This window comes from Shewanella sp. Arc9-LZ, assembly GCF_010092445.1.
GTDB lineage: Bacteria > Pseudomonadota > Gammaproteobacteria > Enterobacterales > Shewanellaceae > Shewanella.
Map to the genome: position 1 here is coordinate 203700 of NZ_CP048031.1, position 26373 is coordinate 230072.

The 26373-nt window shown below is 43.3% G+C and carries 20 protein-coding genes; 12 read left to right on the plus strand and 8 right to left on the minus strand.

Annotated elements, in window-relative coordinates; genetic code table 11:
- Positions 1–24: 24 nt before the first annotated feature.
- The 4 genes from GUY17_RS01010 to argE form a co-directional block, all read right to left on the minus strand.
- Positions 25–3084: a DUF2339 domain-containing protein gene (locus GUY17_RS01010; protein WP_162024248.1), complete on the minus strand. Its 3060-nt coding sequence runs from the start codon at positions 3082–3084 to the stop codon at positions 25–27.
- 185 nt (positions 3085–3269) lie between these two features.
- A complete protein-coding gene (locus GUY17_RS01015) occupies positions 3270–3809 on the minus strand; it encodes a DUF1439 domain-containing protein (protein ID WP_162022032.1) in 540 nt (179 codons plus the stop codon).
- Positions 3806–6454 carry a phosphoenolpyruvate carboxylase gene (gene ppc, locus GUY17_RS01020; protein WP_162022033.1) on the minus strand — a complete coding sequence of 883 codons (2649 nt, stop codon included), beginning with the start codon at positions 6452–6454 and terminating at the stop codon, positions 3806–3808. Before ppc ends, GUY17_RS01015 begins: the two co-directional genes overlap by 4 nt.
- A 152-nt stretch (positions 6455–6606) precedes the next feature.
- Positions 6607–7758 carry an acetylornithine deacetylase gene (gene argE, locus GUY17_RS01025; protein WP_011635680.1) on the minus strand — a complete coding sequence of 384 codons (1152 nt, stop codon included), beginning with the start codon at positions 7756–7758 and terminating at the stop codon, positions 6607–6609.
- Between the two features lie 263 nt (positions 7759–8021).
- Here argE and argC point away from each other — a divergent pair, with 263 nt between their 5' ends.
- From argC to GUY17_RS01070, 9 genes are all read left to right on the plus strand, one after another.
- On the plus strand, positions 8022–9002 hold the full coding sequence (gene argC / locus GUY17_RS01030; protein WP_101084817.1) for an N-acetyl-gamma-glutamyl-phosphate reductase: 981 nt from the start codon (positions 8022–8024) through the stop codon (positions 9000–9002).
- Between the two features lie 30 nt (positions 9003–9032).
- A complete protein-coding gene (gene argB, locus GUY17_RS01035; RefSeq protein WP_101084818.1) occupies positions 9033–9812 on the plus strand; it encodes an acetylglutamate kinase in 780 nt (259 codons plus the stop codon).
- A 14-nt stretch (positions 9813–9826) separates the two neighbouring features.
- Entirely contained in the window at positions 9827–10732 is a 906-nt protein-coding gene (locus GUY17_RS01040; protein ID WP_162022034.1) for an ornithine carbamoyltransferase, read from the plus strand.
- Between the two features lie 93 nt (positions 10733–10825).
- Positions 10826–12049 (plus strand): argininosuccinate synthase, encoded by a 1224-nt coding sequence (locus GUY17_RS01045; RefSeq protein WP_101084820.1) that lies wholly within the window; start codon positions 10826–10828, stop codon positions 12047–12049.
- 153 nt (positions 12050–12202) lie between these two features.
- Entirely contained in the window at positions 12203–13567 is a 1365-nt protein-coding gene (gene argH, locus GUY17_RS01050; protein ID WP_162022035.1) for an argininosuccinate lyase, read from the plus strand.
- A 611-nt stretch (positions 13568–14178) separates the two neighbouring features.
- Positions 14179–15228 (plus strand): hypothetical protein, encoded by a 1050-nt coding sequence (locus GUY17_RS01055; protein WP_162022036.1) that lies wholly within the window; start codon positions 14179–14181, stop codon positions 15226–15228.
- Positions 15229–15234: 6 nt separating this feature from the next.
- A complete protein-coding gene (locus GUY17_RS01060) occupies positions 15235–16290 on the plus strand; it encodes a hypothetical protein (RefSeq protein ID WP_162022037.1) in 1056 nt (351 codons plus the stop codon).
- Between the two features lie 277 nt (positions 16291–16567).
- Complete coding sequence (locus tag GUY17_RS01065) at positions 16568–16951, plus strand: DUF3302 domain-containing protein (RefSeq protein ID WP_123778793.1); 384 nt, start codon at positions 16568–16570, stop codon at positions 16949–16951.
- A gap of 2 nt (positions 16952–16953) precedes the next feature.
- Positions 16954–18099, plus strand: a complete 1146-nt coding sequence (locus tag GUY17_RS01070; RefSeq protein WP_101084825.1) for an HlyD family secretion protein — start codon at positions 16954–16956, stop codon at positions 18097–18099.
- Between the two features lie 65 nt (positions 18100–18164).
- On the opposite strand, the gene GUY17_RS01075 is transcribed toward GUY17_RS01070, so the two are convergent.
- The 4 genes from GUY17_RS01075 to GUY17_RS01090 form a co-directional block, all read right to left on the minus strand.
- Positions 18165–19103, minus strand: coding sequence for a diguanylate cyclase (locus tag GUY17_RS01075; protein WP_162022038.1), 939 nt, complete (start codon positions 19101–19103; stop codon positions 18165–18167).
- A 258-nt stretch (positions 19104–19361) separates the two neighbouring features.
- Positions 19362–21665 (minus strand): xanthine dehydrogenase family protein molybdopterin-binding subunit, encoded by a 2304-nt coding sequence (locus GUY17_RS01080; RefSeq protein WP_101084827.1) that lies wholly within the window; start codon positions 21663–21665, stop codon positions 19362–19364.
- A complete protein-coding gene (locus GUY17_RS01085; protein WP_101084828.1) occupies positions 21649–22128 on the minus strand; it encodes a (2Fe-2S)-binding protein in 480 nt (159 codons plus the stop codon). The genes GUY17_RS01080 and GUY17_RS01085 overlap by 17 nt, the downstream gene beginning before the upstream one ends.
- A gap of 19 nt (positions 22129–22147) precedes the next feature.
- Positions 22148–23446 (minus strand): cytochrome c, encoded by a 1299-nt coding sequence (locus GUY17_RS01090; protein WP_162022039.1) that lies wholly within the window; start codon positions 23444–23446, stop codon positions 22148–22150.
- A 667-nt stretch (positions 23447–24113) separates the two neighbouring features.
- On the opposite strand from GUY17_RS01090, the gene GUY17_RS01095 reads away from it, so the two are divergent.
- Genes GUY17_RS01095 through GUY17_RS01105 form a run of 3 tightly spaced genes read left to right on the plus strand, consistent with a single transcriptional unit; the run spans position 24114 to position 26316 of the window.
- On the plus strand, positions 24114–24431 hold the full coding sequence (locus GUY17_RS01095; protein WP_101084830.1) for a hypothetical protein: 318 nt from the start codon (positions 24114–24116) through the stop codon (positions 24429–24431).
- 2 nt (positions 24432–24433) lie between these two features.
- A complete protein-coding gene (locus tag GUY17_RS01100; RefSeq protein ID WP_101084831.1) occupies positions 24434–24691 on the plus strand; it encodes a hypothetical protein in 258 nt (85 codons plus the stop codon).
- Positions 24692–24726: 35 nt separating this feature from the next.
- On the plus strand, positions 24727–26316 hold the full coding sequence (locus GUY17_RS01105; RefSeq protein WP_162022040.1) for a PepSY domain-containing protein: 1590 nt from the start codon (positions 24727–24729) through the stop codon (positions 26314–26316).
- Positions 26317–26373 lie beyond the last annotated feature (57 nt).

Here is a 26373-nt window from a genome sequence, read left to right on the forward strand (position 1 = left end):
GTGTAAGCAAGCTAGATTTAATGACTAGGCTGTAAGGTCATCAGCCAATTGATTGTTTTTCGCTTTTTGATAAAAGTAAGCAACCGTTAATAAAATAACGCCAATCAAAATAAAGGCGACGATTTTTTGAATTAATTCAAATGACGCCATATCAACAACAATCACTTTGATACATGCCAAAGCAAATAGTAATGCTGCTAGCCTGACCAGGCTTGCTTGTTGAGGCCGTAAGCTTATAAACATCACCACACTAGCATGCACAACTAACAGCACTGCACTCATTGGTGCAGCAATAATTAGGTCGAATTGATAGCTCCACAGTAAATAACTTATCACCAATAAAGCATGCCAAGCCCACTTAAGCGTGACATAAGAGATAATTTTTCTGTGTGCTCTAATACCTAATCTTGCTGTTAACAAATAACGACCTAATAAAATCAGCACTCCAAGCTCTGCTAAATTGGTCAGAACATTATCAATATTAAGGGTGAGTTGTGTTTCGCTGTGAAATAGGATGGGTAAAATGGCACAAGCAAAAATAGCAAAATACGCCAAGCTATAACTTGGTGCTAAGGCCTGCTTAAAATGTTGGCCTATGCGTGTGTTTCTTTCGGTAATAACACTAAAATATCCACAGATGATTAACGCTGTTATTGCCCATGATGGATGGATTAGGTTAGTGAGAGTTTGACTTAGTACGGCTATGACTAAGGCAATATAATATGGAGCAATGTGCCATTGTAGCGTAGTAATTTGCTGCCACTTTTTTGGTAATTGTACATAGCGTACACTAATTAATCCGAGTAATAGCAATCCTATTGTCAATGCAGCAAGTCCTTGCCACAATTCTGCTAGGCACATTGCTGCTGTAACCATGGTTGCTAATACCGTGAGTATTTGCGACTCATAGCGAAGACTCTTGTGATTAATAAAGTAAGCCAAACCTAGACTCATCATACTGCTTAACCATAATGAGATAGCAATGTAGTCAGGATAGCTGCGTATGACTTTGGGCAATAATAGTAATGGTAGCGCGAGATAACATGCTAACTGAACATAGTAAGCAACGTGGATTAACTTGGCATTGGCATAATATTTTTTGTACCAATAATACGCCAATAGTAATCCGATAAAGAGTTCAAAACGGGCTAATTTAGCGTTCATTGCTTGGTCGGCAAAGCTAAGACTATCAGCGTCTATCATGCCAAAAATAACTAACCCTAATAACGGTAGTTGCAATAACCAGGCTAATACTTCGCTAAAACGTAGGGTGTGTTTAGCACTCATGTACAGTAGTAAAAAGCTGATTAATGGTAATGTATTAAGCCAATATTGCTCGGTGATAAAGAAGCTAATGAGTAACAAGGTTACTGTATAGAGCACTCCAAGTAACTCGCGGATAAACCGTACTACTAGGTGTTCAAATTGCATTAAATCAGCTTGATGGCGGCTCAGAAGCTTTTGCGCTACAAAAGTCATCGCACAGGTTAGTGCCATCGATATAATCAATAATGCTTGATATCCTAATAGGCCATCATTGTCATAGCGTGACAGGGCTAGCACATCAAAGACGTAAGCAAAGCTGCTTATTATGCCTAGTACGAGTAAGACATATGCTTCTGCTCTAATAGGGCTAAACAACTGTTTACAGCCAATCCACAGTAACAATAATCCCTCTAATAACAGCACTAAACCCATCAGTTCGACGCTGAGTAAAAACAGTGCGGCAAAACCAGCAAAGCTTCCGGCAAAAGCCAAGGCTAGGGCACTAATATCTTTATCGCGTTTAATTACCCAATATAACAACCCACACAGCAATGCATTAAGTGCAAATAGCTCACCAGCAAAAATGCTCCACTCCGTTAGGGTGTAGAGAGTAAAAACCATAAGTGCGATTGGAACCGCTAGCAGCCTTGGTGTTAATGCAGACTTGATGACAAATAATAAGCTGGCAATACTGTAGAGGTAGAACAGCCCATTGATCATTAATACTGCTAGGCCGGTTTGCCAATCAATGACAGACAGCGGCAATTGAATAAATAAGCTGAGTATTTGTATGCAAGCTATATGGAGTAAGGCGGTAATTTCGATGAGTATTGGCCAAGCTAATTTGTGGCTTTGTACCATCGAGCAAATACCGATAAGCATTAAATAAGGCAGGTATAATAGCGGCGTTTGGCCACCATCAAGTAGCATCAATGGCGCGAGTGATCCGCCAAGTAAAGCGACAATCGCGACAACTTTGGTGTCGAGTTTAAACGATAAGCTATAACCCAATATCGTATTAAGCAATAACAAGCCAAAGCAGGCAATATCAGGAATAAGATTAAAGTACGGTCCAAGGAAATATAGGCACAAATAATTAAGAATAAGCCCAAGGCCAACTAGGCCTGAGCCGAAGTCTTGCATTCCTGGGCGTTTTTGCCGAATAAATACTCCACCAACAATAATACTATTTGCTACGCCTAAACCTAATAACGCTTTACCCAGTTCTGAAAACCAGTTGTTAATTGAAAACTGCAGTAAATAACCAAAACCTAATGTCAGGGTAATAATGCCTGCAACCGTCATCAAAAATACAGGCCCTAACCCTTTACTTTGATAATGCTGATAGAATTCTTTTGCTTGTTCGGTTAACCCAGAAATGGGAGCAAATGCTGACGCACTGAACTCACCGATAGCGTCAGCTAATTGAGTAACCATCGCACTTAGGGCACTTTGTCTAGCGGGTGACTTTGCGACTACCGAAGTTTGTTGTTCTGATAGAGATGATGTTAACGCTGAATGACTTATATCTAACGGTTGGCGCTCCCAAGCAGAAGACGAGTATTGAGGTTTATCGGCTACGATACTGCCGCTCGAATCGTTTTCTCGACTCTCATGCACTGGGGCATGTAAGTTTTCAGCAGGCAAGGCTATCGGTTGTTCATTATTATTTTGCGCTTGTACCTGTTGGGCCAAAGCATCAAGTTGTTGACTGAACTGAGCCAATTGTCTATTTACATCGGCCTGTTGAGCGCCTTGCTGTGAAGTAAACTCCGCCAGTTGTGCTTTTAGTTTTGCTACGTCATCCATTAACGGCATCATTTATCCCATGATTATTATGCACTCCAATATTGCCAAGTTATTGTACGTGGTTCTGATTGATTAGGAAATGCTCAGTTTTCTGATACTTGAGATGTTCAGCCTTTATTTTCGATGTGCATGTAGATGAGTTTGAAGCAATAAAAAAGCACCCTAAGGTGCTTTCTGCTACTACGATTATAACGTTAAAACTTAACCACCAGTTTGCCTTGTTGTACGGCAATTTCTTTGGTCATTTTAGCCATTAACGCTTGATTACTGTCGCGAGTGTCTAAGGTATACACTGGCTGGTTTTCAAGGTAATTACGTAAAAACCCCATCAATTGTGGTGTTGCCTGGCTGATGTAACGCTCAATATCGGCGGGTTCGGACTCAACCTTGACTAAGTTTAACTGTCGAAGATAGACACTCTTGGTATTACTGTCATACCAAGGCACAGCTTCGAACGTAGTTTTAAGCTTAGCGTGAATAGGTAGTAACGGGTTATTCACGGTAATCACAGTCGCAGCTGTGACAGCCATGGTATTTGGCTTAGCGCCTAACACGACCTGCATATCATTTAGCTTAAGTGATACACCAATTAACTTGTTGCCCTGTTTTACCTCAAAATGCATGTCTTTATTAAGGTACTGTTCAATTTCAGACTCGGTGATGCTGTACTGACTGGCACAGCCAGTCAGTAACAATAACAATCCCAGTCCAAGGGTTTTAACCAAGGTTATCATCCAGTGTTTCTCATTCCTGCTGCAACGCCGGCAATGGTCAGCATAAGTGCTAGCTGAACATCTGCAGACGGCTCAACTTCTCTACGTGTACGAGCTAATAGCTCGGTTTGTAAGAAGTTAAGTGGGTCGATGTATGGGTTTCGTAGTTTAACAGATTCACGACTCCAAGGCGTATGTGCCATTAACTCTGTTGCTTGGGTTAAAGATAATACCGCTTCAATACCCAGTTGCAGACGTTGACGTAACTTTTCACCTAAATGATGTAACTCTGGCTTCACTAAACATAACTCGTAGTACTTGGCTAAGTTAGGTTCTGCTTTGGTGTAAACCATTTCGAGCATTGAAATACGGGTTTCAAAGAAAGGCCATTGCTCTTCCATTTCACGCAATAATGCTAACTCGCCACGATCTGCCGCATCTTGTAATGCTTCGCCAGCACCAAGCCAAGCGGGTAGCATTAAGCGGTTTTGTGACCAAGCAAAAATCCACGGAATCGCGCGTAAGCTTTCAATACCACCATCAACTTTACGCTTAGCTGGGCGACTGCCTAGTGGCAACTTACCGAGCTCAACTTCTGGTGTGGCAGATCTAAAATACTCAACAAAGTCCGGTTCTTCACGTACGATGCCGCGATAATGCAGTACTGATTCTTCAGCAATACGCTGCATGCAATCACGCCACGATTTTTTAGGCTCCGGTGGTGGTAACAATGTCGCTTCTAATACCGCTGAGGTATATAGCGCTAAACTTTGTACCGCTAATTTTGGTAAGCCAAACTTAAAGCGGATCATTTCGCCTTGTTCTGTCACACGGATGCGACCATCTACCGAACCTGGTGGTTGCGATAAAATGGCTTTATGAGCTGGTCCGCCCCCACGGCCGATAGAACCGCCACGACCATGGAACAACATCAATTTAACGTCAGCTTTTTTACACACAGCAACTAACTGCTCTTGTGCACGATACTGCGCCCAGGCAGCTGCCATTACGCCAGCATCTTTGGCTGAGTCAGAATAACCAATCATCACTTCTTGCATGCCTTTGGTGTAACCACGATACCAATCAATATTCAGTAGCGAAGTCATACAGTCAGCGGCACCCTCTAAGTCAGCGAGGGTTTCGAATAATGGCACTACGCGCATTGGATTAGTGCAACCGGCTTCTTTTAGCAGTAATAATACGGTTAATACGTCAGATGGCTTGCTGGCCATTGATATCACATAAGAGCCCAGTGCATTAACAGGCTGCTGGGCGACTAAGTTGCAGGTCCTGACAACTTCAGCGACATCATCCGTCGGTTTCCAATTTGTTGGGATCAGTGGACGTTTGCTGGTTAACTCGCGCAGTAAAAACGCTTGTTTTTCATTTTCGTCCCAATGGTTGTAATCACCCATGCCCAAATAACGAGTCAGTTCAGCAATCACGTCACTATGGCGGGTAGCATCTTGACGAATATCTAGGCGTAACATGTGAATACCAAAACACGCTAAACGACGTAATATGTCGAGTAACAGGCCATTAGCAATCAGCTTCATACCGCAATCGGTCAAACTCTTATAAAGTAGTTCAAGCGGTTCAAGCAAATCTGATTTATGCCAAATTAGCTCGCTGGTATCAACATCAGGTTTTTTACCTTCAAGACGTGCATTAAGGTAATCGATGGTGTCACGTAATTGGCAGCGTAATTTGCGTAACACATCGCGGTACGGTTCTTTACTGTTATCTGTTAACGCTGACAATTCAGCATTCGCTTGTTCCATCGACAATTCGCCAAGCAAGCTCACAATATCTTTTAAGTACAATCTTGCTGCGGCATGACGATTGCGATCGAGTACTTCTTGGGTGACGAGAGACGTTACAAACGGATTTCCGTCGCGGTCTCCGCCCATCCAGCTTGAAAATCTCACCGGAGAGACATCAATAGGTAATTGCTGGCCGGTCTTTTGCTCAACTTGATCATTGAGTTGACGCAGAAAGTCAGGAATAGCTTGCCACAAAGACGTTTCGATAGTGCTTAAACCCCAACGTGCTTCATCTACAGGAGTTGGGCGTTCGTTACGAATTTCGTTGGTGTGCCAAATTTGGGCAATAAGCTGACGCAGACGCAGAGTGCTTTGTTGGCGTTCGCGATCAGTCAGTTGGCTGTTTTCTTGTTCCGTTAAGCAATCAACTACAGCCGCATATTTTTGAATTAGCGTGCGGCGTGAAATCTCGGTTGGATGCGCTGTTAATACTAAATCGATGTCTAAGTTTTTTAAGCTCTTAATTACATCTTTTTTATCTAAATCAGTATCAAGCATGCGTCCAAGTAGTTGCTCTACTGGATCGGGCACACACACGAGTTCGTCGCAATTACGGCTAATGGTGTGAAATTGTTCTGCGATATTGGCTAAGTTTAAAAATTGGTTGAAGGCTTTGGCGAAAGGGACCAGTTCTTCGTCTGGTAAAGCGGTTAATAATGCCAACATTTGCTCACGAGAGGCTTCATCACCCTGGCGAGATTTTTTTGCTAAAATTCGAATTTGTTCTACTTTTTCTAAAAACGCATCACCTAAATGGTTTTGCATTGTTTCGCCTAATATCTGGCCTAAATGCCCCACATTTGATCGAAGTGACGCATACATATCTGCCGTTTGCTCTGTCATACTTACTCCCGAAAAAAAGAACGATTTTGCCAATAACTCTTACATCACAATACCCAGCGTATCAAAATCGGTCAATACGCAGGCACTGTATTTTGTAATTTTATTTCGTAAAAAAGTTACATTTTGATTTAACTTTCACCGATTATTGATGTTTACTTAATGCAGGCATGAAAAATCATTTTTTTGATCAATTCTACCGTTGGCGTTAAGTATTCTAAGCCAATAAATTCATCTGGTTGGTGGGCCTGGTTAATACTGCCCGGCCCAAGTACTAAAGTTTGGCAACCTAGTTTGTTGATATAAGGTGCTTCAGTTGAATAGTTGACCACTTCTGCTTCGTTGCCAGACAATTCTGCAACGAGTTTGGTCCATGGATTATCTGCTTTTCCTGCAAACGATTCAGCGCCTGGGTACAAAGTACTGACACTTATGCTGCCAGGATACTCTTTACTGATGTCAGATAAGTAGTTCAATACCATTAATTCCAGATCCGCTAACTCCATTCCTGGTAAAGGACGAATATCTAAATGCAAATCACAGCAACCACAAATACGGTTTGCGGCATCACCGCCATGAATATGGCCAAAGTTCATGGTTGGGTAGGGTACAGTAAACGCATCTTCGCGATAGTTCTCGCTTAAGTGCTGCTTTAGCTTCATTAGCTGGCTAATGACTTTATGCATGACTTCAATAGCATTTAAGCCGCGAGCAGGATCAGATGAATGACCACTTCGACCAATTACGCGGATCCCTTGGGCTAAATGCCCCTTATGCATATAGACAGGTTTTAAGCTGGTGGGTTCACCAATAACAGCATAATCAGGTGCGATAACTTTTGAGTCGGCAAATGCTTTAGCGCCGCTCATGGTGGTTTCTTCATCTGCACTAGCAAAAATAGTCAGCGGACGTTTGAATTGATCAAGTGGCATGTCTTTTAATGCTTCGAGTACCAACGCAAAAAAGCCTTTCATGTCGCAAGTGCCTAAGCCGTACCAACGATTGTCTTTTTCAACCATCTCAAATGGACTTTGGCTCCAACGGCCTTCGTCAAAGGGCACAGTATCTGTATGGCCCGCAAGTAAAAGCCCACCACTGCCGCTGCCGATTCTGGCAATCAAGTTCTGTTTATTACGCGAGTCTTCTACCGTGGGGGTTTCGCATTCAAAACCCAGCTCACTGAACCAATTTTGCAACAAGTTGATAACTGCATGATTACTCATATCGTGTTCTGCTTCGAGTGCACTGACTGATGGCGCTGCAATCAGCTGTGTAAAACAACTTTTTAGATCTGGTAGTGTGCTCATGGGTTATCCTAAAAAATAATATGTAAAATACTTATTCACATATATTGCATAATTAATATTGTGTGATAGTCTAGCAAACAGCATTAACCGACACCATAAATAGAACGATAGAAATGAAAATAAACATGTGCTTTCTTACTGCTAAAACCACTATATCAATAATCAACGCGAACTTCCTGCGACGATAGTTCAAAATTAGGCGGCCCCCGTCTAAATAGGCTATGCTGACACTTTCTCTCATTATTTAACAAGAAAACAAACTTATGAAAAGCATCGCAATTATTGGCGCCAGTGGTTATACCGGTGCACAAATTACCTCGTTAATTAACGCAGACAGCAACTTCAGCGTTCAAGGGTTGTATGTGTCGGAAAACAGTTTAGATAAAGGCCGTAAATTAGCCGACCTTTACCCTACATATAGTCACATGGCTTATACGCTTTCGCCGTTATCAGATGACGCTAAAAAGAAAATTGTTGCCGAAGCCGATGCCGTGGTTTTAGCGACTGAGCATTCAGTTAGCCTAGAGCTTGCCGCATGGTTTTACCAGCAAGGTTTAGCGGTATTTGACTTAAGCGGTGCATATCGTTTTGCCGATGTGGCGCAATATCCAAAATGGTACGGTTTTGAACATACTCACCCTGATGTATTAGCTCAGGCGGTGTATGGCTTAGCAGAGTGGAACAGCGAACAAATTAAACAAACAAGAATGATTGCTGTACCAGGTTGTTATCCTACGGCTTCACTTACTGCACTAAAACCGCTTAAACCATTCTTAACTGAAATGTATCCAGTCATTAATGCCGTGAGTGGTGTAACAGGTGCAGGTCGTAAAGCACAGTTACATACCAGTTTCTGCGAAGTTAGCCTTACGCCATACGGTGTATTGGGTCACAGACATCAGCCTGAGATTGCGACACATTTAGGTCAGGAAGTTATTTTTACGCCGCATTTAGGTAACTTTAAGCGGGGTATTTTGGCAACCATTACCGTGCAACTAAAACCAGGCACTACAGAAGCCGATGTCGCTAAAGCGTATAGCGTGTACGACAATGCGCCAATAGTGACAGTAAAGCACAATCAATTCCCTAAAGTTGATGATGTGGTTAACACCCCCAATTGTCATTTAGGTTGGAAGTATGATGCCAACAGCGGTTATTTAGTGGTCGCCAGTGCGATAGACAATTTAATGAAAGGTGCTGCTAGCCAAGGTCTACAGTGCATTAAAATCCATTTCGGTGTGTAATTAACTCGCATTAGTGAAGGAATAAAAATAATGGCTACAAAATCAGTATTAGTTTTAAAAGTCGGTGGTGCGTTGCTTCAATGCGAAATGGGCATGGCGCGTTTAATGGCGGCAGCAGCCGAAATGCTTGCTGCGGGTCAACAAGTCATATTAGTCCATGGCGGTGGTTGTTTGGTTGATGAGCAATTAACCGCTAATGGCAAAGAAACGGTTAAATTAGACGGTTTACGTGTTACGCCAGAAGATCAAATTCCTATTATTGTTGGCGCGCTAGCAGGTACCTCAAACAAAATTTTACAAGCAGCTGCAGCTAAAGCTGGCATTGTTAGCGTAGGCATGAGCTTAGGCGACGGCAATGTTGTTACTGCAAAAATCAAAGATGAGCGTTTAGGACTTGTGGGCGAAGTTGAGCCAAAAGACGCGACCTACTTAAACTTTATTTTAAGCCAGGGCTGGATGCCAATTTGTAGCTCGATTGCCATTTCTAGCCAAGGCGACATGTTAAACGTCAACGCAGATCAAGCCGCAACAGCCTTAGCAAAATTAGTTAACGGTACGTTGGTGTTATTGTCAGACGTATCGGGTGTGTTAGATGGTAAAGGTCAGTTAATACAGAGTTTAAACAAAAGTGAAATTGAACATCTTGTTGCCCAAGGTGTGATTGAAAAAGGCATGAAAGTCAAAGTAGAAGCCGCATTGGAAGTTGCTCAATGGATGGGTAAACCCGTGCAAGTTGCTTCATGGCGCGATGCCGAACAGTTAAAAACCTTAGTCAAAGGTGGGTCCGTCGGGACTCAAATACAACCTTAATGGAGTAGTAGTATATGCAGCACCTATTGTCGATAAAAGAGTTAACTCAATCTCAGCTTTTAGCCATCATTGATCTGGCTAAAAAAATTAAGAATAACCCCGCTGAGTACCGTCGCGCCTTAGATGGTAAAAGCGTTGTGATGCTGTTTGAAAAGCCATCACTGCGCACCCGAGTCAGCTTTGACATTGGCATTAATAAATTAGGTGGTCACTGCTTATACTTAGACCAACAAAATGGTGCGTTGGGACAACGCGAAACGGTAGCTGATTTTGCGACAAACATTTCATGCTGGGCCGATGCTATTGTGGCAAGAACATACTCGCACACCACCATAGAACAATTAGCTCAACATGGCAGCGTGCCGGTGATTAATGCTTTGTCTGACTTGTACCATCCATGCCAAGCGCTAGCTGACTTTTTAACACTATCAGAGCAATTTGATGACGTAAGCCAAGCAAAACTGGCTTATGTTGGCGATGGTAATAACGTCACCCACTCACTGATTTATGGTGCAGCGATTTTAGGCATGACCATGACAGTGATTTGCCCTGAAGGGGCATTCCCTGATGCACTCATCGTGACAGAAGCTCAGGCGTTAGCAAAGCAAAATGGTGGCAAGTTAACTCTAAGTGCAGACATTAATGCCATTGAAGGCCATGATGCTATTTACACCGACACTTGGATTTCTATGGGTGATGAAACACCGCTTGCTGACATTAAAGCCCGTTTTGCACCATATCAAGTTAATAGTGAGCTAATGGCTCAAGCTGGTGCTAAATTCTTTATGCATTGCTTGCCAGCACATCGTGGTGTGGAAGTGACAGATGAAGTGATGGATGGCGAAGGTTCATTGATTTTACATCAAGCAGAAAACCGCATGCATGCGCAAAATGCAGTATTAGTGACCTTATTAAGTTAGTCACCTTATTTAAGTTATTCAAAAGATTAAGTCAATAGTGCCTCTGGCGTTATTTAAATTGAAAATATACGTAATCGATTTTAGGAAATAAACATGTCTAATGCAGTGAAAAAAAACGGTGTTAAAAAAGTGGTATTGGCATATTCAGGTGGTTTAGACACCTCGGCTATTATCCCATGGTTAAAAGAAACTTATGACGACTGTGAAATCATCGCATTTTGTGCCGACGTCGGCCAAGGTGAAGAAGAGCTCGTTGGCTTAACAGAAAAAGCCTTAGCGTCAGGTGCTTCTGAGTGCCATATCGTCGATCTAAAAGAAGAGTTTGTTGCTGATTATATTTACCCAACTATTGCAACGGGTGCTATTTACGAAGGTACATACTTGTTAGGTACGTCAATGGCGCGTCCTATTATTGCTAAAGCGCAAGTAGAAGTCGCCCGTAAAGTCGGCGCTGATGCGGTATGTCATGGCTGTACTGGTAAAGGTAACGACCAAGTTCGTTTTGAAGGTTGTTTTGCTGCATTAGCACCAGACTTAAAAGTGATTGCGCCTTGGCGTGAGTGGGAAATGCGTAGCCGTGAAGACTTATTGGCTTACCTTGCAGAGCGTGATATCAAAACCAGTGCTTCAGCGACCAAAATTTATAGCCGTGATGCCAACGCATGGCACATTTCGCACGAAGGTGGCGAGTTAGAAGATCCATGGAACGAGCCATCAAAAGGCGTGTGGACATTAACAGTAGCACCAGAAGATGCACCAAATGAGCCTGAATATGTCTCGTTAGCGGTTAAGCATGGTCGTGTGACTCATGTAAATGACGAAGCATTATCGCCATATGCTGCACTCATGAAGCTAAACGACATTGCTGGCAAACACGGTGTAGGTCGTATCGATATTACCGAAAACCGTTTAGTGGGCATGAAGTCTCGTGGTTGTTATGAAACACCAGGCGGCACCGTAATGTTTGCTGGTCTGCGTGCCATTGAAGAATTAGTTTTAGACAAAACTAGCCGTACGTGGCGCGAGCAAATTGCTGGGCAAATGTCGCACCTAGTGTACGACGGTCGTTGGTTTACCCCTTTATGTAAATCACTTATCGCAGCGTCAGAATCATTAGCAGAATCGGTTAATGGTGATGTAGTGATTAAGCTGTATAAAGGCCAAGCGACAGCCGTTAAAAAACGTTCGCCAAACAGCTTGTATTCAGAAGCTTTCGCAACGTTTGGCGAAGATGACGTATACGATCAAAAACACGCTGAAGGCTTTATCCGTTTATATTCTTTAGCGAGCCGTATTCGCGCGCTAAACACTAAATAGATTTTACGCCAACGATATAAAGGCGCTGCAAAGCGCCTTTCTTATAATGACTTTTGGCAAACAGAGAGTCATTACAAGAAAGAGAATAAGACTTACAGCTATATTATTAAACACCCAGTTCTTAAAACAGTTTTCAAAACAGAGGATACCGACATGGCGTTATGGGGCGGAAGATTTCAGGGCGAAACCAGTGCACTTTTCAAGTTGTTTAATGACTCACTGCCAGTGGATTACCGCTTATTTGAACAAGACGTTGTCGGCTCTATTGCATGGGCAGATGCCATTGCTAGCGTCGGTATTATTACTGCAAAAGAATGTATCGATTTAAAAGCAGCGTTAAATGAGCTGCTGGTGGAAGTGGGTAACGATCCGCAAGCGATTATCAGCAACGGCGCCGAAGATATACACAGCTTTGTTGAACAAAAGCTGATTGCCAAAGTAGGCGATTTAGGCAAAAAACTCCACACGGGCCGTTCGCGTAACGACCAAGTCGCCACAGATTTAAAGCTGTGGTGCAAAAAAGAAGGTGCAGCATTACTCGCACGTTTAGGTACATTGCATGCAGAGTTAATTGCATTAGCCGAGCGTGAAGTCGATGCGGTTATGCCGGGTTACACCCATTTACAACGTGCACAGCCAGTTACTTTTGGTCACTGGGCGCTGGCTTATGTTGAAATGTATGAGCGTGATATTAGCCGCCTACAAGATGCATTAAGCCGTGCCGATTCATGTCCATTAGGTTCTGGCGCACTAGCCGGTACCGCTTATCCGATTGATCGCCACGCGTTAGCGGCAGCGTTAAACTTTGCTCGCCCAACCTTAAACAGCTTAGACAGTGTGTCGGATCGCGATCACGTGGTTGAATTATGCAGCGCCGCGTCAATCAGTATGATGCATTTAAGCCGCATGGCTGAAGACCTAATTTTCTTCAACTCTGGCGAAGCTAATTTTATCTCATTAGCCGATGAAGTCACTTCTGGCTCATCACTGATGCCACAAAAGAAAAACCCCGATGCCTTAGAGCTTATTCGTGGTAAAACCGGCCGTGTATATGGCAGCTTAATGGGTATTTTAACGACCATGAAAGCCTTGCCATTGGCGTACAACAAAGACATGCAAGAAGATAAAGAAGGCTTATTCGACGTAGTCGACAGTTGGGCTATTTGCCTAGACATGGCAGCATTAGTATTGTCGGGCTTAAAAGTGAATCGTCCACAAGCTTTGGTCGCGGCGCAACAAGGTTATGCTAATGCCACTGAACTTGCGGATTATCTTGTGGCTAAAGGTATGCCGTTCCGTGAAGCACACCATGTAGTGGGTGAGGTGGTGGTATTTGCCATTGGTGAGCAAAAGCCGATTGAAGACTTAAGCGTGGCTGAGCTACAGAAATTTGCCAACGTGATTAGCGATGATGTGTATCCAAACCTTACGATTGAAGCGTGTTTAGAAAAACGTGATGTATTAGGTGGCACCGCTATCAATCAAGTGCAAGCAGCCATAGCAGCTAAAAAAGCATAGCTATAAAAGCATAACGATAAGTACTTATTTCGATAGCATCGAGGTAGATATTAGTAACCAAGCCCTGTTGATATTCATCGGCGGGGCTTTTTTTTCGCCACCATAAACCATAGCTAGAACACACTATAGAGCAGTCATTTATTTAACCATGCTGCGTATGGAAAGGTTGTTGTCGTTTGTATCGCTTCTTATGTATTCAATTTAGGATCAATGCACATCACGCTATCACCACTCTAGCTATAGATTTTACTCATCGATATCACTCATTGATATCACTCATAAGATAGCCACGCCAACATTCGGTTAAATTTTTTTACAAGTTTGAGTAATTACTTAAAACATCTGTGTCAAATACCATAACGTCCCATTTGAGTTGTTATTGCCTACCGCTAAATATCGGAATACTAGTCGGTTTAAATTGTTATCTGTTAATTCAAACACTCGGTCTATTTTGACAATAAATAGGCCGAATTTTTGTGGTTGCATTGTTTTGATTCTGCTCTATGTTGATGTTGGAGTTGTAATAAGAAATCCAATATGAGTAACAAAATAATAAAGTTCTGTTAACAGTGCTGTTGGCGCTGCAGCAGATAAAATAAGAGGACAACCCAATGACAAAATCGATACTTTTACTGTTGGCAGGCTTATTAACTGGCGCAGCTCAAGCAGCGGTTGGTAGCTACCCAGTAGTGTTAGTGCATGGCTTTCAACCGGATAATTTACAAAGTAAGCCGACAGGTACACAGGTAACTGACAATGGTTCAGAGTACTGGGCGCAATATTGGCGTGATCGCGCTGATGCACGCATTGATTGGCCATCGCAAGAGCGTATTGCCAATAAAATAACCAGTCTATATGTGTGGCCTAAATTGCAACAGTTGTCGCGTGAGGGGACATGTACCAGCGGTTGTGTATTTGTGACCCATTCTACTGGCGATTTAGTGATGCGCTATATTATTGATAACCAAGCGCTATGGTTGCAAAACGCAGGTTTAAAGCCGCTTAATATAGTCGCTACATTTGACTTTTCTGGCGCGGGTGGTGGGGTTGAATTGGCTGATTTGGCGGTTAATGTCGCCAGTGGTTCAGGTTTGATAGATGCAACATTAAAACTAGCTGTCTCGTTATGGTTAGGAGAACTGCCATCGTCATCCAATATTGGGGTATTGAATGATTTACGCGTAAATACTGCACGCCAATTGGCAGCGTTTCCCGAAAGCCGAGTGCCACGTTTACGTTTTGCTGGGGCAGGCTCTGACTTTCTCGGCGTGACAGGGGCATTTTTACCCGGCGAAGATGATGGCGTTGTTGCCAGCCATTCTAGTTGTGGTGCTGCGGCCGTTGGCAGTTACAACAGTTGTTCGCGCAGTGTAGCATTTGATGGCAAGCTCACCTCGACTAATGGCCCGAGCGGATTTATGCCTTATCACTATCCAATGTTGATGAGTGAAGGTTATAGCCATGGTGACACTATTTTAAATGGCGCTAAAGATGAAGTAACTTCTGCTAATAGTCGTGCCAATTATCTCAATGGCGATAACTTACAATTCAGCACCTATGATGAAAAACGTGGCTGGTGGATATTTAGTTCACGTTATAGAGTGGTTAATCATTCGAATAAAACCAGCATGTCAGCACTTGTGTATCAGGCTGCTAACTAAGCGTATATGAAATATAAAAAAATCATTATAACAATATCCCTACTCGCTACGGCAGTAGGGTTTTGGGTTTACACTTCTGAGTCGGCACTTGAGCCACCTCAGAGTGCGGCCGTTATCGAGCAAGATGATACCGCGCCAACCAAACTGAAAGTAGTAAAACACATGCAAACTAAAACGATGACCGTGGTTGAAAAGCTTCCACAGCCGATCAGTGATAGTTTTCAGCTTATGGCAGAGGCTTATGCTAGCGAACTTGAGTTGCCATCTTACTCAATGCCTTTATCGGTTGATGATACGCACTTACTTAACCCCAATGCTTACATTCCTCAGCCGGTGCAGCTCCAAGATGGAGCCAGTGCCAGCATAGTGTTGCCTAAGTATCGTTTTAGTTTTCCTGAACCAGTGGTTATTAATCTCGACGTTAATGGCTTGCTTGTTGCTGGGGCAAGTGCAGCATTACGTAGTGAGCTTATAAGTGGATCGGAGCCATTCATTAGCGGAACCATGCTAGGTGCCGATGGAAAATGGGCGATACAACTGAATGCTGAAGACGATTGGAATGGTCCAATGGAGGTCAGTGTTACCTTTAGCGCTAAGGGCAAAAAACAAACGTTAAAAACAGGCATAGAATATAGTCATCCTACGGCAACAATAACCGGAGTGGAGGATATCCGCGCTGAAGGCAGTGATATGTTGATACCAGTTAAATTGGATGTTGAGCAAGCGGGTTATTATCGTTTACGGGCCAATCTATATACAGCAGATAAGCAGCCGATTGCCTTGCTAACGGGTTCAGACAAGCTGACTGAAGGCTCTGTGGTGCTGGATCTTAAAGCCTATAAAGGGGTGTTAGCGCAATATAAAGGCCCTTATGTTCTGAGTACATTTGTATTGGAGCGCCGCCCTGCAGTACCCGGTGAGTTAACTCAGTACGGCCACAGTGAGGAACCTGCCTACCAGTTAGGTGATTTTGCGGTTGAGTCGTTATCTGATGAGCCATGGCAACCCGATGAGCAAGAAATGCAGCGACTTGAGTTTTTGCAAAAAATGGCAACAGACTAGGGGGTAATCATTGTTGCTTACATTATCTAAAGCCCGCGTTAGCCAATAACGTGGGCTTTTTTATGCATAAATAACCTCAAAGTTGCCATGATTACTGCATTAATTCGTGCAAATAAGTAATGGAGGCAATGACTATAAAATAGATAATCTGCTTAGTTTCTTAGTTGTTGCAACAGTTTCAATGTATTTTTTGTAATCAGTTCTATACTAAAAATAGGTTCATTGTTTATTTAAGTAAAGACACTTTGATGATAATAAATTGAAATTGGGAGCAGATATGTTTTTAGATTATTTTGCGTTAGGGATTATATTTTTTGTCGTGATATTTATTTTTTACGGCATTATTGCGATTCATGATATTCCTTACGAGATTGCGAAAAAACGTAATCATCCACAGCAAGATGCATTGCATATTGCGGGTTGGGTAAGCTTATTTACATTGCATGCCATTTGGCCATTTTTATGGATTTGGGCCACGTTATATCGAGAAGATAGAGGCTGGGGATTTAGTGATTCGAGAAAGCGAGAATTGATACTCGAGGGTGAAGTTAAAGAGCTAATGAATCATGTCACAGCGTTAACGGATCGTTTGTCGCTATTAGAGCAACGTTCTGCTGTCACGACTCCTCCCGTTTCTGATGAACACTCACAAGAGGCCTAAGCATGGACTTACTACTGATACTGACTTATACCGCATTTTGTATCGCAGTTTTTAAAGTATTTAAAATTCCGTTAACCAAATGGACTGTGCCGACAGCTATTCTTGGTGGAATTGTATTAATTGGTACTTTATTAATTTTAATGAATTATAACCATCCCTATTCGAGGTTTGCTCGCGAGTATTTTGTCACTATTCCGATTGTGCCCGCAGTTAAAGGATTGGTTATCGAAGTCAATGTTAAGCCAAATACACCAGTAAAAGAAGGTGAGGTGTTATTTAAAATTGACCCTACACCTTACCTTTCAATGGTTAAGCAAAAACAAGCGGCGCTAAAAGAAGCAGAACTGCAAGTACCACAACTTGAAGCCGCTTTTCAAATAGCGGCAGCTAAAGTTGAACAAGCAACAGCAGATAAAGATCGTACAGAATCAGTCTATCGACGCTATGAAGACGGTCGCAAAAAAGCGGGGCGTAATTCACCGTTTACTGAGCTTGAGCTCGACAATCGTCGCCAATTATACATAGCTTCATCAGCGCAACTAGATGCCGCTTTAGCTGAGGGGCTGCGGACTCGTTTGGCATATGAGTCGAATATTGATGGCGTCAATACCAAAGTAGCAGGCCTACAAGCTGAACTCGCTAAGGCTGAATATGACTTACAGCAAACAGTCGTCAGAGCGCCTGCGGATGGTGTAGTGACTCAATTAGCGCTACGAAAAGGCGCTATGGCTGTGCCTTTACCTTTGCGCCCAGCACTGACGTTTATTCCAGATGAGACGAGATATTTTGCTGGCGCTTTCTGGCAAAACTCATTATTACGTCTTAAAGAAGGTGATGAAGCCGAAGTGATAATTGATGCCATGCCTGGACAAGTGTTTAAAGGCAAAGTTGCCAAAATACTCCCTGCTATGGCAGAAGGTGAAATTCAATTTAGCGGAAATTTACAGTCATCGAATAAGTTGTTTCAACGCGGTCGAGTATTGGTGTTGATTGAGCTAGAAGATGACGCAATAAGACAATCATTGCCAGCAGGTGTCGCAGGGCAAGTGGCTATTTATACCGATCATTTTAGCCATGTTGCGGTAATGAGAAAGGTATTATTAAGAATGCAGGGCTGGTTAAATTACTTGTTTACAGAAGGACATTAACCTCGATTTTATGAGCGCCAGGGTTTAAACGTTTTTCTCAATAATGGTGGCTATATGAAACCAAGTTATACAGTCTGTGCTTGCTGTACTTGGTTTCTGCCGCCGCGTTTGGCGCAATACATAGCCATATCTGCTCGGCTAAAAAGGTCTTGTATTACCTTGTCTCCGGCGGTTAATGAACTTACGCCAATAGATACGGTAACCTTAATGTTGCTATTTGCTTGAGTGGTATGAAATGAGTGTTTGGCAATATGTTCTCGAATACGCTCAGCAATGATCATTGCACCTTCACCGTCGGTCATCGGTAAGATGATGGTAAACTCCTCACCACCGATTCTGGACAATGAATCTGATTGGCGCAGTAAATCAGTGCATATTTGGGCAAACTGTTTAAGTATGCTATCTCCGCCCTCATGACCAAAATTGTCATTAATCACTTTAAAGTAATCGATATCGATAACCAACAAGGATAACTGTTGGTTAAATCTGATCGCTCTGGCACATTCTTGTTTTGCTAATTGGTTATATGAGCGACGATTATGCACCCCAGTTAGTTGATCTGTATTCACTAAACTTTCGATTTGTTGATGTGCTTGTTCTAGTGATGTTTGTGCCTGTTTTAGGTTGGTGATATCTGCGCCCATAATAATGGTGTAACCACTGTCTAAGTTAATCCTGGTCATTTTAAACCAACGCCCATCAGACAGATCTGTTTCATACTGGTTTAGAGCCTTTTCTGAATGCAGTTTATGCAGATTTTCCAGCCATTGTTCAAAATCATCAGTATTGATAATAACGCCTTGCTTAGTTTCCCAAGCGTGGCGTAATAAATCGCCTGATTTTTTGCCAATAGCATCTTCTGTGGTAGTGCCAAAGATGCTGGCGAAGTGCTGATTACAGTAGATAACTTCTTTATCTTGGTTGAGTACACCGAAACAATTTGGAGTGAGTTTTAATGCATCCAAGAGGATGGGCTCTAAATTGACAGGTGGACTTTGCGGCATAGGATACTCAACAATGTGACGATACTTGGGCATAATTATAAAGGAAAAACGTTACTTTTTGGTAACAAGCTAACCGGTGCTATGACTCTGCTGCTGGATGGACAAAGCTTGTCCACTGTTTTTATTGACGTTTTTTAAATCGAGTAGGGGGAAATAAAATTATTTATCCCTCAGTCTAAAGAATGATAACGATGAGGTGCAGCAAGCATAAAAAAGCCCAGTCATTATCGTTAAGACTGGGCTGTTAAAGCAGATAAATTACGCGTTAGTTAACGCGTTTTTCACGTCGCTAGGCTTCATCGGAATTTTACGTAAACGTACACCGACTGCATTGTAGATTGCATTGGCAATCGCTGGAGCAACAGGGGTTACTGCCGGTTCACCTAATCCAGATGGTGGCATTTTGCTCGGGATAAACTCGATTTTAACTTCTGGAGTTTGGCCTAAGCGCAGCGGGGTATAGGTATCGAAGTTTGAGTCTTTATACTGACCATTAAGCAGTTCAGTACCTTCATACAAGGCCATCGATAATCCCCACAATGCCGCGCCCTGGCACTGAGCTTCAGCACCATTAGGGTCAACAATAATACCGGCATCGATGGCAATATAAAGCTTTTGCACATTGACAATACCGTTGCTTTTGTCGACATGAACTTGTACTGCACACGATACCCATGTTGGCATGTCACGTTCTTGACCAAAGGTTGATGCAATGCCAAGCGCTGTGTCTTTGGCTTGCGGAGTGCCCCAGCCAATCATCTCAGCAGCTTTTTTCAATACTGCGGCTTGGCGAGCCGCGCCACCTTCAGCAACAGGTGTGCTACCAGCATTTCGGCCTTCGGCAATGAGCATGTCTAGGCGGAACTGCAATGGATCTTTACCCGCGTGATGGGCAGCTTCATCCATAAAGCTTTCAACTGCCCAGCTTGTCCAACCCGGTCCAACAGAACGTAACCAACCTGGTCTGAAGGTCGCAATGGCCAGATCATTCGATACCGCGCGTACTTTTTGAGCACCAACAGTGTACCAATGGTCTGCTCCGGCAATCGAGAACGGATCATACGGTTCGCCATTGGTGCCTTTAGGCATAAAGCCTGGCGCTAATACTTGAGTTGGCCAACCTGCTGTGGCGTGATGTTCCATTGCGGTAACCGCTTTTTTATCATCAAATGCCATTTTGAGTTGTTGAACTGATGCAGAACGCGCGCTATCAAATAACATGTCTTGTGGACGTATCATCACCATTTTAACCGGTTTACCGCCTAATGCTTTAGAGGTCAACGCCGCAGGAATGGTGTAATCGCCGTTAAGTCTGCGGCCAAAGCCACCGCCTAACATGTAGCTACGAATAACAATGTTAGCTTCTTCTTCGCCTAATGCCGTGGCTAATACGGGTAGAGTAAGTGATTGCCACTGACAACCTGAATGCACTTCCCATATACCGTCTTGGTTTTTAAATACCAAGGCATTAAGCGGTTCCATTTGCGCATGGAGTACTGTGCTGGTGATATATTCTTCTGCAATGGTACTTTTCGCGCTCGCAAATACAGGCCCAGTGTCAGAATTGCCTGTGTCTAAAATACTGCCTTTGGTTTGGTCGCCAAGTAATTGCTTACCATGAGCAATAATGTCTGCTTCAGACACGTTGGCCGTTTTACCTGCATCCCATGTCACCTTTACCAGCTTCGAGGCTTTTTGGGCCGCATTAAAGCTGCTGGCGATAACCATTAACCAACCTGGTACACTGCCACTGGCATCTTCTAGTACGATAGTTTGCTGATAACCCTTTACTGCTTTTGCTGCAGAGTCATCAAACTTAACTACTTTAGAGCCATAACGAGTAGGGGGTAAAATAGGGTTGGCGTACACCATGCCATCAACTTTCGCATCGATACCAAATATGGTTTTACCGTTGGTCTTGTTGGCGATATCAAGAGAGGTCACCTGTTGGCCAACCAGTTTAAGATCGGCATTAGGCTTCAGCGGCAGGGTTTTCAGTTCTTCTTCAGTAAACTGACGCGTTAGGCCCATGGTGACTAACTCACCGTAAGACAGCTCGCCTTTACTTGAGATAACCTTACCGTTACTGGCTTTACAGTCTTTTGCTGCAATACCCCATTTTTTAGCTGCAGCTTCAATTAACGCTGTACGACCCGCAGCACCGGCTTGACGGTAAACCGGCCAACTTTGTGATATAGACCAACTGCCGCCGGTAACCATGTAACCCCAGCGTGGATCACTGTCGACATGGATAATTTCAATATCATCCCATGAGGCTTCCAGTTCATCAGCAAGAATACGAGCAATAGCTGTACCGACATGTTGGCCCATTTCTGAGCGCATAATGTTGACTTTAATTTTGCCGGCAGTATCGATTGAGTACCATAACGACGGTTCGTAAATGTCACCTTCGCTTGGGAGTACTTTACCGTCAGGGCTAGCAGGATCCATTGCCGCCATCAAATGGCGAGGAAAACCAAAGCTGACACCTACCGCTGTCATGGCAATTAAAAAACCGCGGCGGGTTATACCCACCGATCCACGTTTAGGCAGTCTGCTCATCGTTGCTCTCCTTGATTGCGTTTGCTGCTTCATGAATGGCGCTGCGAATACGAACGTAGGTCATACAACGACATAAATTTCCGCCCATCACAGCGTCAATGTCTTTGTCTGAAGGCTCAGGAATGTCTTTTAGTAGTGCTGCAGCTTGCATAATTTGGCCCGACTGGCAGTAACCACACTGTGGTACCTGCAGTTTTTGCCAAGAAATTTGCAATGGATGATCACCCTTTTCAGAAAGCCCCTCAATCGTAGTGATTTCGGCTCCTTCAACTGACGATATAGGGGTTATACATGAACGTGTAGCTCGGCCGCCAACATGGACGGTACAGGCACCACAGGTACCAATACCACAACCAAATTTGGTGCCAGTCATGTCCAGTTCATCACGAATAACCCACAGTAGAGGAGTATCACTCTCTACATCGGCAGTCATCGGTTTGCCGTTTAAAATAAATTTTGCCATTGTCACTTCTCCAGTGAAGTTAGTGCTCAAATCGGGGTTGATTACGGATCTCGCCCACTTGTTGTTGTAATTTAGGCCAGGTGTTTTCCCCAGCTGTTTGGCGCAAATAAGCTGCAATTGCGCTAATGTCTTCATCGCTAAGTGCATCACGAAAGCCTGGCATTACAACGCCGCTAATCCCTTGATCGCTGCGCACACCATCCAGTATTACGTTAATCAGGTTAGTTGGATCATTAAGATGTGTTGCCGAGCCGATAGTAATTAATGGGCGGCCTTTAACTAATTGGTCGCTGTTGTAGTGGCATGCTTGGCAAGCTGCCGCATATAAACGTGCACCTTCATCAATCCGCAGATCCGGTTGTTGATGTTGTGCCGTTATTGCTGCTTGTAACGTGCTACTTGAGTCTGGATCGTCGGTGTTATTGGTACGGGCAATTTCAGCAAAGTAGCCACTAATGGCTTCTATGTCGCTGTCTGGAAGAGCTGATAAGCCCTTGTGCATAACCGGCGCCATTGGACCTACCGCGCTACCATGGTAAGGCGAGTTACCGGTTGTAAGGTATTCGTAAAAGTCTTGTGCACGCCATGGGATAGGCGAAGTGCTAGTAGAGGTTAACGATGGTGCTATCCAACCATCAATGGCGGCACCTTGGTACATTTGTGCGTACTTTTCGCCGCCCAATGCATTACGTGGAGTATGACATGCACCACAGTGAGCAATACCTTCAGCTAAGTAAGCACCGCGATTCCATTCGGCAGATTGTTGGCTGTTGACCTCAAAAGATTGGGTATCAGCAAACAGCAGTTTCCAACCCGCTTGAAACCAGCGGATGTTGAGCGGGAACGGAATGCCGTTGTCTTTTTTTGCTTGGTTAACCGCCGGAACTGACGTCATGATGTAAGCATAAATCGCGTTAATGTCATCGTCGGTCATTTTATTAAAGTGTTCATAAGGGAACGCAGGCAATAAATGATGTCCATCGCGGCTCACACCCGTGCGCATGGCGCGAGCAAAAGCAGCTTGAGACCAGCTACCAATACCGGTTTCGACATCTGGAGTGATGTTACTTGAATAAATGGTGCCAAAGTCAGTATGCATTTCATAGTTACCAGCATAAGGAGTGCCACCTGGCGGTGTATGACAAGTACTGCAATAGCCTGCAGAGGCAAGTATTTTACCTTGTTCGATAACGTGTGGAGAATAATCTGTTTGAGTTGATTCGACGGGATCAATTGCAGGGTGCCAAGCATATATACTGAATATAGCTAGTCCAACAATAGCTGCGCCACATACGCTGTAAACGATGCGCTTTAGCATATTACATTGCCTTATTTTAAATAAAAAATGAGATAGAGAAGGGAATATTTCATCTGACATTCCCTGTTCGACTTTGTATTATTATTGTGATTGGTCAAATATTAATCCTAAGCAAGGGATGGCCCTTTGTCCAGCATTGATATTGACGGATCTTTTACTGTATTAGAATAAAATAATACAGCACTGTGTAGACGAGTAACATGAGGATTGTTAAATAAATAGCTTTAGTTAATCCACTGTTAATCCAGAGTTTTCAAGGTTGCTACTATGTTGCGTTAATCTTAGTGATCTATGATTAAAATGAACGCCAATGCCAGATTCATAAAGTGTTGGATACATTAATGAAAAAGTGGTTATTAGCCATTAAGGCATATGTCGATGTTTATCGACTATTTCCTCATCTGTGATCAGCTTATTTCATCGCCAAACAGCTATTTAATATTGTGGTTGTTTGCCTCGGCGATTGTTTTCCCTCGATATGATTGTTGACCATGATAATTTCCATAACCATGATTAAGCCACAATATATCGTTACAGCGCTGTTAGAGCACATTCAAACTGCTATTTCTAAAGGCTTGAGCACAATCAACTTGTATTTGGCAAAGATATTCTGGATAATTAATGCAAATCATTATCATTTGCGTTAAATGGCCGGAGATCGAAATAGATGGAACTTGTCAGTGTAGCTTCTTTATGGCTTGGTTGCTTGTTTGCCTATTTGGCATCTGACAAACAGCAGCTTGTTAGTTTACCTTTTCCCAAATTACTGGCTTGGTGCTTATGCGGTTTAGCGGTGTTATTTGCAGTGTGGGGGTTTAGCCATACTTACAGTGTATTCGTCGCCAGTTTAGTGGTGCTGATTTGCATGATGACCATGTGGATACTACTGGTGCTGGTGGCCTCGCACTATAAAGGTCGTAGCATCTGGGTCAGTTCGCTAGGCTTTGCGTTGTTTGTCAGTATCCTCCTTGTTGGGGTTAAATAACCATGTGGCCTAAATCTATTGCTGCATTTTTATGGGGGTTATTACTGGCAATCAGTTTAATGCTCATCGTTTTTCGAATATTACCGGCTGCTGTAGATGTAAAACTATTCGTTGGGCTAATGCTGGGTTTTTGTGTGTGGGTTGGGGTGATGACATTTTGTTATAGCCGCAATAGCGCAAAAGCGGCGAGTGTCGTGTGCGCCAAATGGCTTGTGGCCAGTAGTCTTATCAATACGTTGTTATTTTATTCGCAAAACTAACTATTTTTTTTCAAACCTAAGTCATGAATAACTCAATGAAATCTGATTCTCCGGTACAGCACAAAGTCATTAAAAATCTCATCGAAGCCCACAGTTGGCTTGGTTTAATTATTTCACCTTTACTGTTTTTGGTATTTTGGGCTGGCGCGGTGACCTTGTTTCACGATGAAATCGCCCAGTGGGCCATTACGCCTCATCATCCAGTCGATAATACCCAAGCAGATATTCCTCTAGCGAAACTGGTACAGCAAAAGTTTGCTGAATACCCAGTAGATCAAGCTGGCCGTTTTCGAATAAATATGCCGACTGAGCTAGTACCTTATTATATTTTTTACTTCGATGTGTTTGGAGATGCTCCGCAATCGGACCGCCAGTCGATGGCGATATTGGTCGATCCTAAAAGCGGCGAAACCGTTGCGGGCAAAGATGACTTTTACTTATCGCAATTTATGTACCGCTTACATTACAACCTTGATTTACCCGGTGGCAGTTATCTTATTGGTGTCGTGACGCTGATTTTTCTGTTTGCACTCGTGTCAGGTATTTTTATCCATGCGCGTAAATTACTTAAACATTTCTTTTTGTATCGCGTCGATAAACAACGCCGGGATAAATTACTCGATCTCCATACCGTAGTAGGGGTGATGACACTGCCTTTTACCTTGATGTATGCCCTAAGCGGCTTGATCCTTAACTTGGCCATAGTGTTTCAGCTGGCTTTTGTGGTGTTTATTTATCAGGGCGATCGACAAGCATTGTTTAACGATGCCGGTTTTAACCGTAGCAGCGAACCGCGAAGTGAAACGTCACTTGATATGAGCAATGCGTTTACTTTAATTGAACACACTACACAGCAATCGAATTTTGAGTTACGTAATATTATTTTCCACCATTACGGTGCTGAAAATGCCTTAGTACAAGTGCGTGGTACCGATACGGTTAATTTTGCTCAACGAGATGAAGTGACCTATCGGGTGCAGGATGGCACTGTGATGGATAAGGTTAATGCCGATAACTACAATGTGTTCCGCCAGGGTAGAGATGTACTAGTGACATTGCATTTTAGTAACTTTGCAGGCTTAGACATCCGTATTTTGTACTTTATTTTGGCGATGGCTATTAGTGCGATGATTGTTACCGGCAATATGTTATGGATAAATAAGCGCAGCGCTCAGCGCCAGTCTTCACCGCGCAGTATTGCTATCGTAACCGCGATGACGATTGGTGGCTGTGGTGGCATTATTGTGGCGACAGCAGTTGGATTTTTGTGTGAACGACTATTACCTGTAACCTTATCTGGACGAGGTGAATGGTTAGTGGGGTGTTTTGTAACGTCACTATTGCTCGTTATGTTGTGTAGTATAAAAGTGACCGATATTAAGCGTCATATCAGCCAGCTACTTTTGCTCACCAGTAGTATATTAGCCATTACAATTTTGGCAGATTGGTTGTTGTTTTCTGAGCAAATAATAGCGTTATGGCAAAGCGGTTATCATGGTGTCATCGGGATCCAAGTTGGCATGATGCTGGTAACGGCAGTGTGTTTATGGACTGTCAGTAAGTTAGGCGTATTACCTCGGTCGCAACCAGCCATGGCAAAAAACGTTACTCCTGCTAATGGATAATGGAATGGGTATAAAGTTGAAGCTATTAAGCCTGTGAAGGAACACTATCACAGGCTT

Excerpts from the sequence above, each read along its gene's own strand:
- GUY17_RS01010 (WP_162024248.1), bottom strand. The coding sequence starts at position 3,084 with ATGCCGTTAATGGATGACGTAGCAAAACTAAAAGCACAACTGGCGGAG.
- GUY17_RS01015 (WP_162022032.1), bottom strand. The coding sequence starts at position 3,809 with ATGATAACCTTGGTTAAAACCCTTGGACTGGGATTGTTATTGTTACTG.
- ppc (WP_162022033.1), bottom strand. The coding sequence starts at position 6,454 with ATGACAGAGCAAACGGCAGATATGTATGCGTCACTTCGATCAAATGTG.
- argE (WP_011635680.1), bottom strand. The coding sequence starts at position 7,758 with ATGAGCACACTACCAGATCTAAAAAGTTGTTTTACACAGCTGATTGCA.
- argC (WP_101084817.1), top strand. The coding sequence starts at position 8,022 with ATGAAAAGCATCGCAATTATTGGCGCCAGTGGTTATACCGGTGCACAA.
- argB (WP_101084818.1), top strand. The coding sequence starts at position 9,033 with ATGGCTACAAAATCAGTATTAGTTTTAAAAGTCGGTGGTGCGTTGCTT.
- GUY17_RS01040 (WP_162022034.1), top strand. The coding sequence starts at position 9,827 with ATGCAGCACCTATTGTCGATAAAAGAGTTAACTCAATCTCAGCTTTTA.
- GUY17_RS01045 (WP_101084820.1), top strand. The coding sequence starts at position 10,826 with ATGTCTAATGCAGTGAAAAAAAACGGTGTTAAAAAAGTGGTATTGGCA.
- argH (WP_162022035.1), top strand. The coding sequence starts at position 12,203 with ATGGCGTTATGGGGCGGAAGATTTCAGGGCGAAACCAGTGCACTTTTC.
- GUY17_RS01055 (WP_162022036.1), top strand. The coding sequence starts at position 14,179 with ATGACAAAATCGATACTTTTACTGTTGGCAGGCTTATTAACTGGCGCA.
- GUY17_RS01060 (WP_162022037.1), top strand. The coding sequence starts at position 15,235 with ATGAAATATAAAAAAATCATTATAACAATATCCCTACTCGCTACGGCA.
- GUY17_RS01065 (WP_123778793.1), top strand. The coding sequence starts at position 16,568 with ATGTTTTTAGATTATTTTGCGTTAGGGATTATATTTTTTGTCGTGATA.
- GUY17_RS01070 (WP_101084825.1), top strand. The coding sequence starts at position 16,954 with ATGGACTTACTACTGATACTGACTTATACCGCATTTTGTATCGCAGTT.
- GUY17_RS01075 (WP_162022038.1), bottom strand. The coding sequence starts at position 19,103 with ATGCCGCAAAGTCCACCTGTCAATTTAGAGCCCATCCTCTTGGATGCA.
- GUY17_RS01080 (WP_101084827.1), bottom strand. The coding sequence starts at position 21,665 with ATGAGCAGACTGCCTAAACGTGGATCGGTGGGTATAACCCGCCGCGGT.
- GUY17_RS01085 (WP_101084828.1), bottom strand. The coding sequence starts at position 22,128 with ATGGCAAAATTTATTTTAAACGGCAAACCGATGACTGCCGATGTAGAG.
- GUY17_RS01090 (WP_162022039.1), bottom strand. The coding sequence starts at position 23,446 with ATGCTAAAGCGCATCGTTTACAGCGTATGTGGCGCAGCTATTGTTGGA.
- GUY17_RS01095 (WP_101084830.1), top strand. The coding sequence starts at position 24,114 with ATGGAACTTGTCAGTGTAGCTTCTTTATGGCTTGGTTGCTTGTTTGCC.
- GUY17_RS01100 (WP_101084831.1), top strand. The coding sequence starts at position 24,434 with ATGTGGCCTAAATCTATTGCTGCATTTTTATGGGGGTTATTACTGGCA.
- GUY17_RS01105 (WP_162022040.1), top strand. The coding sequence starts at position 24,727 with ATGAAATCTGATTCTCCGGTACAGCACAAAGTCATTAAAAATCTCATC.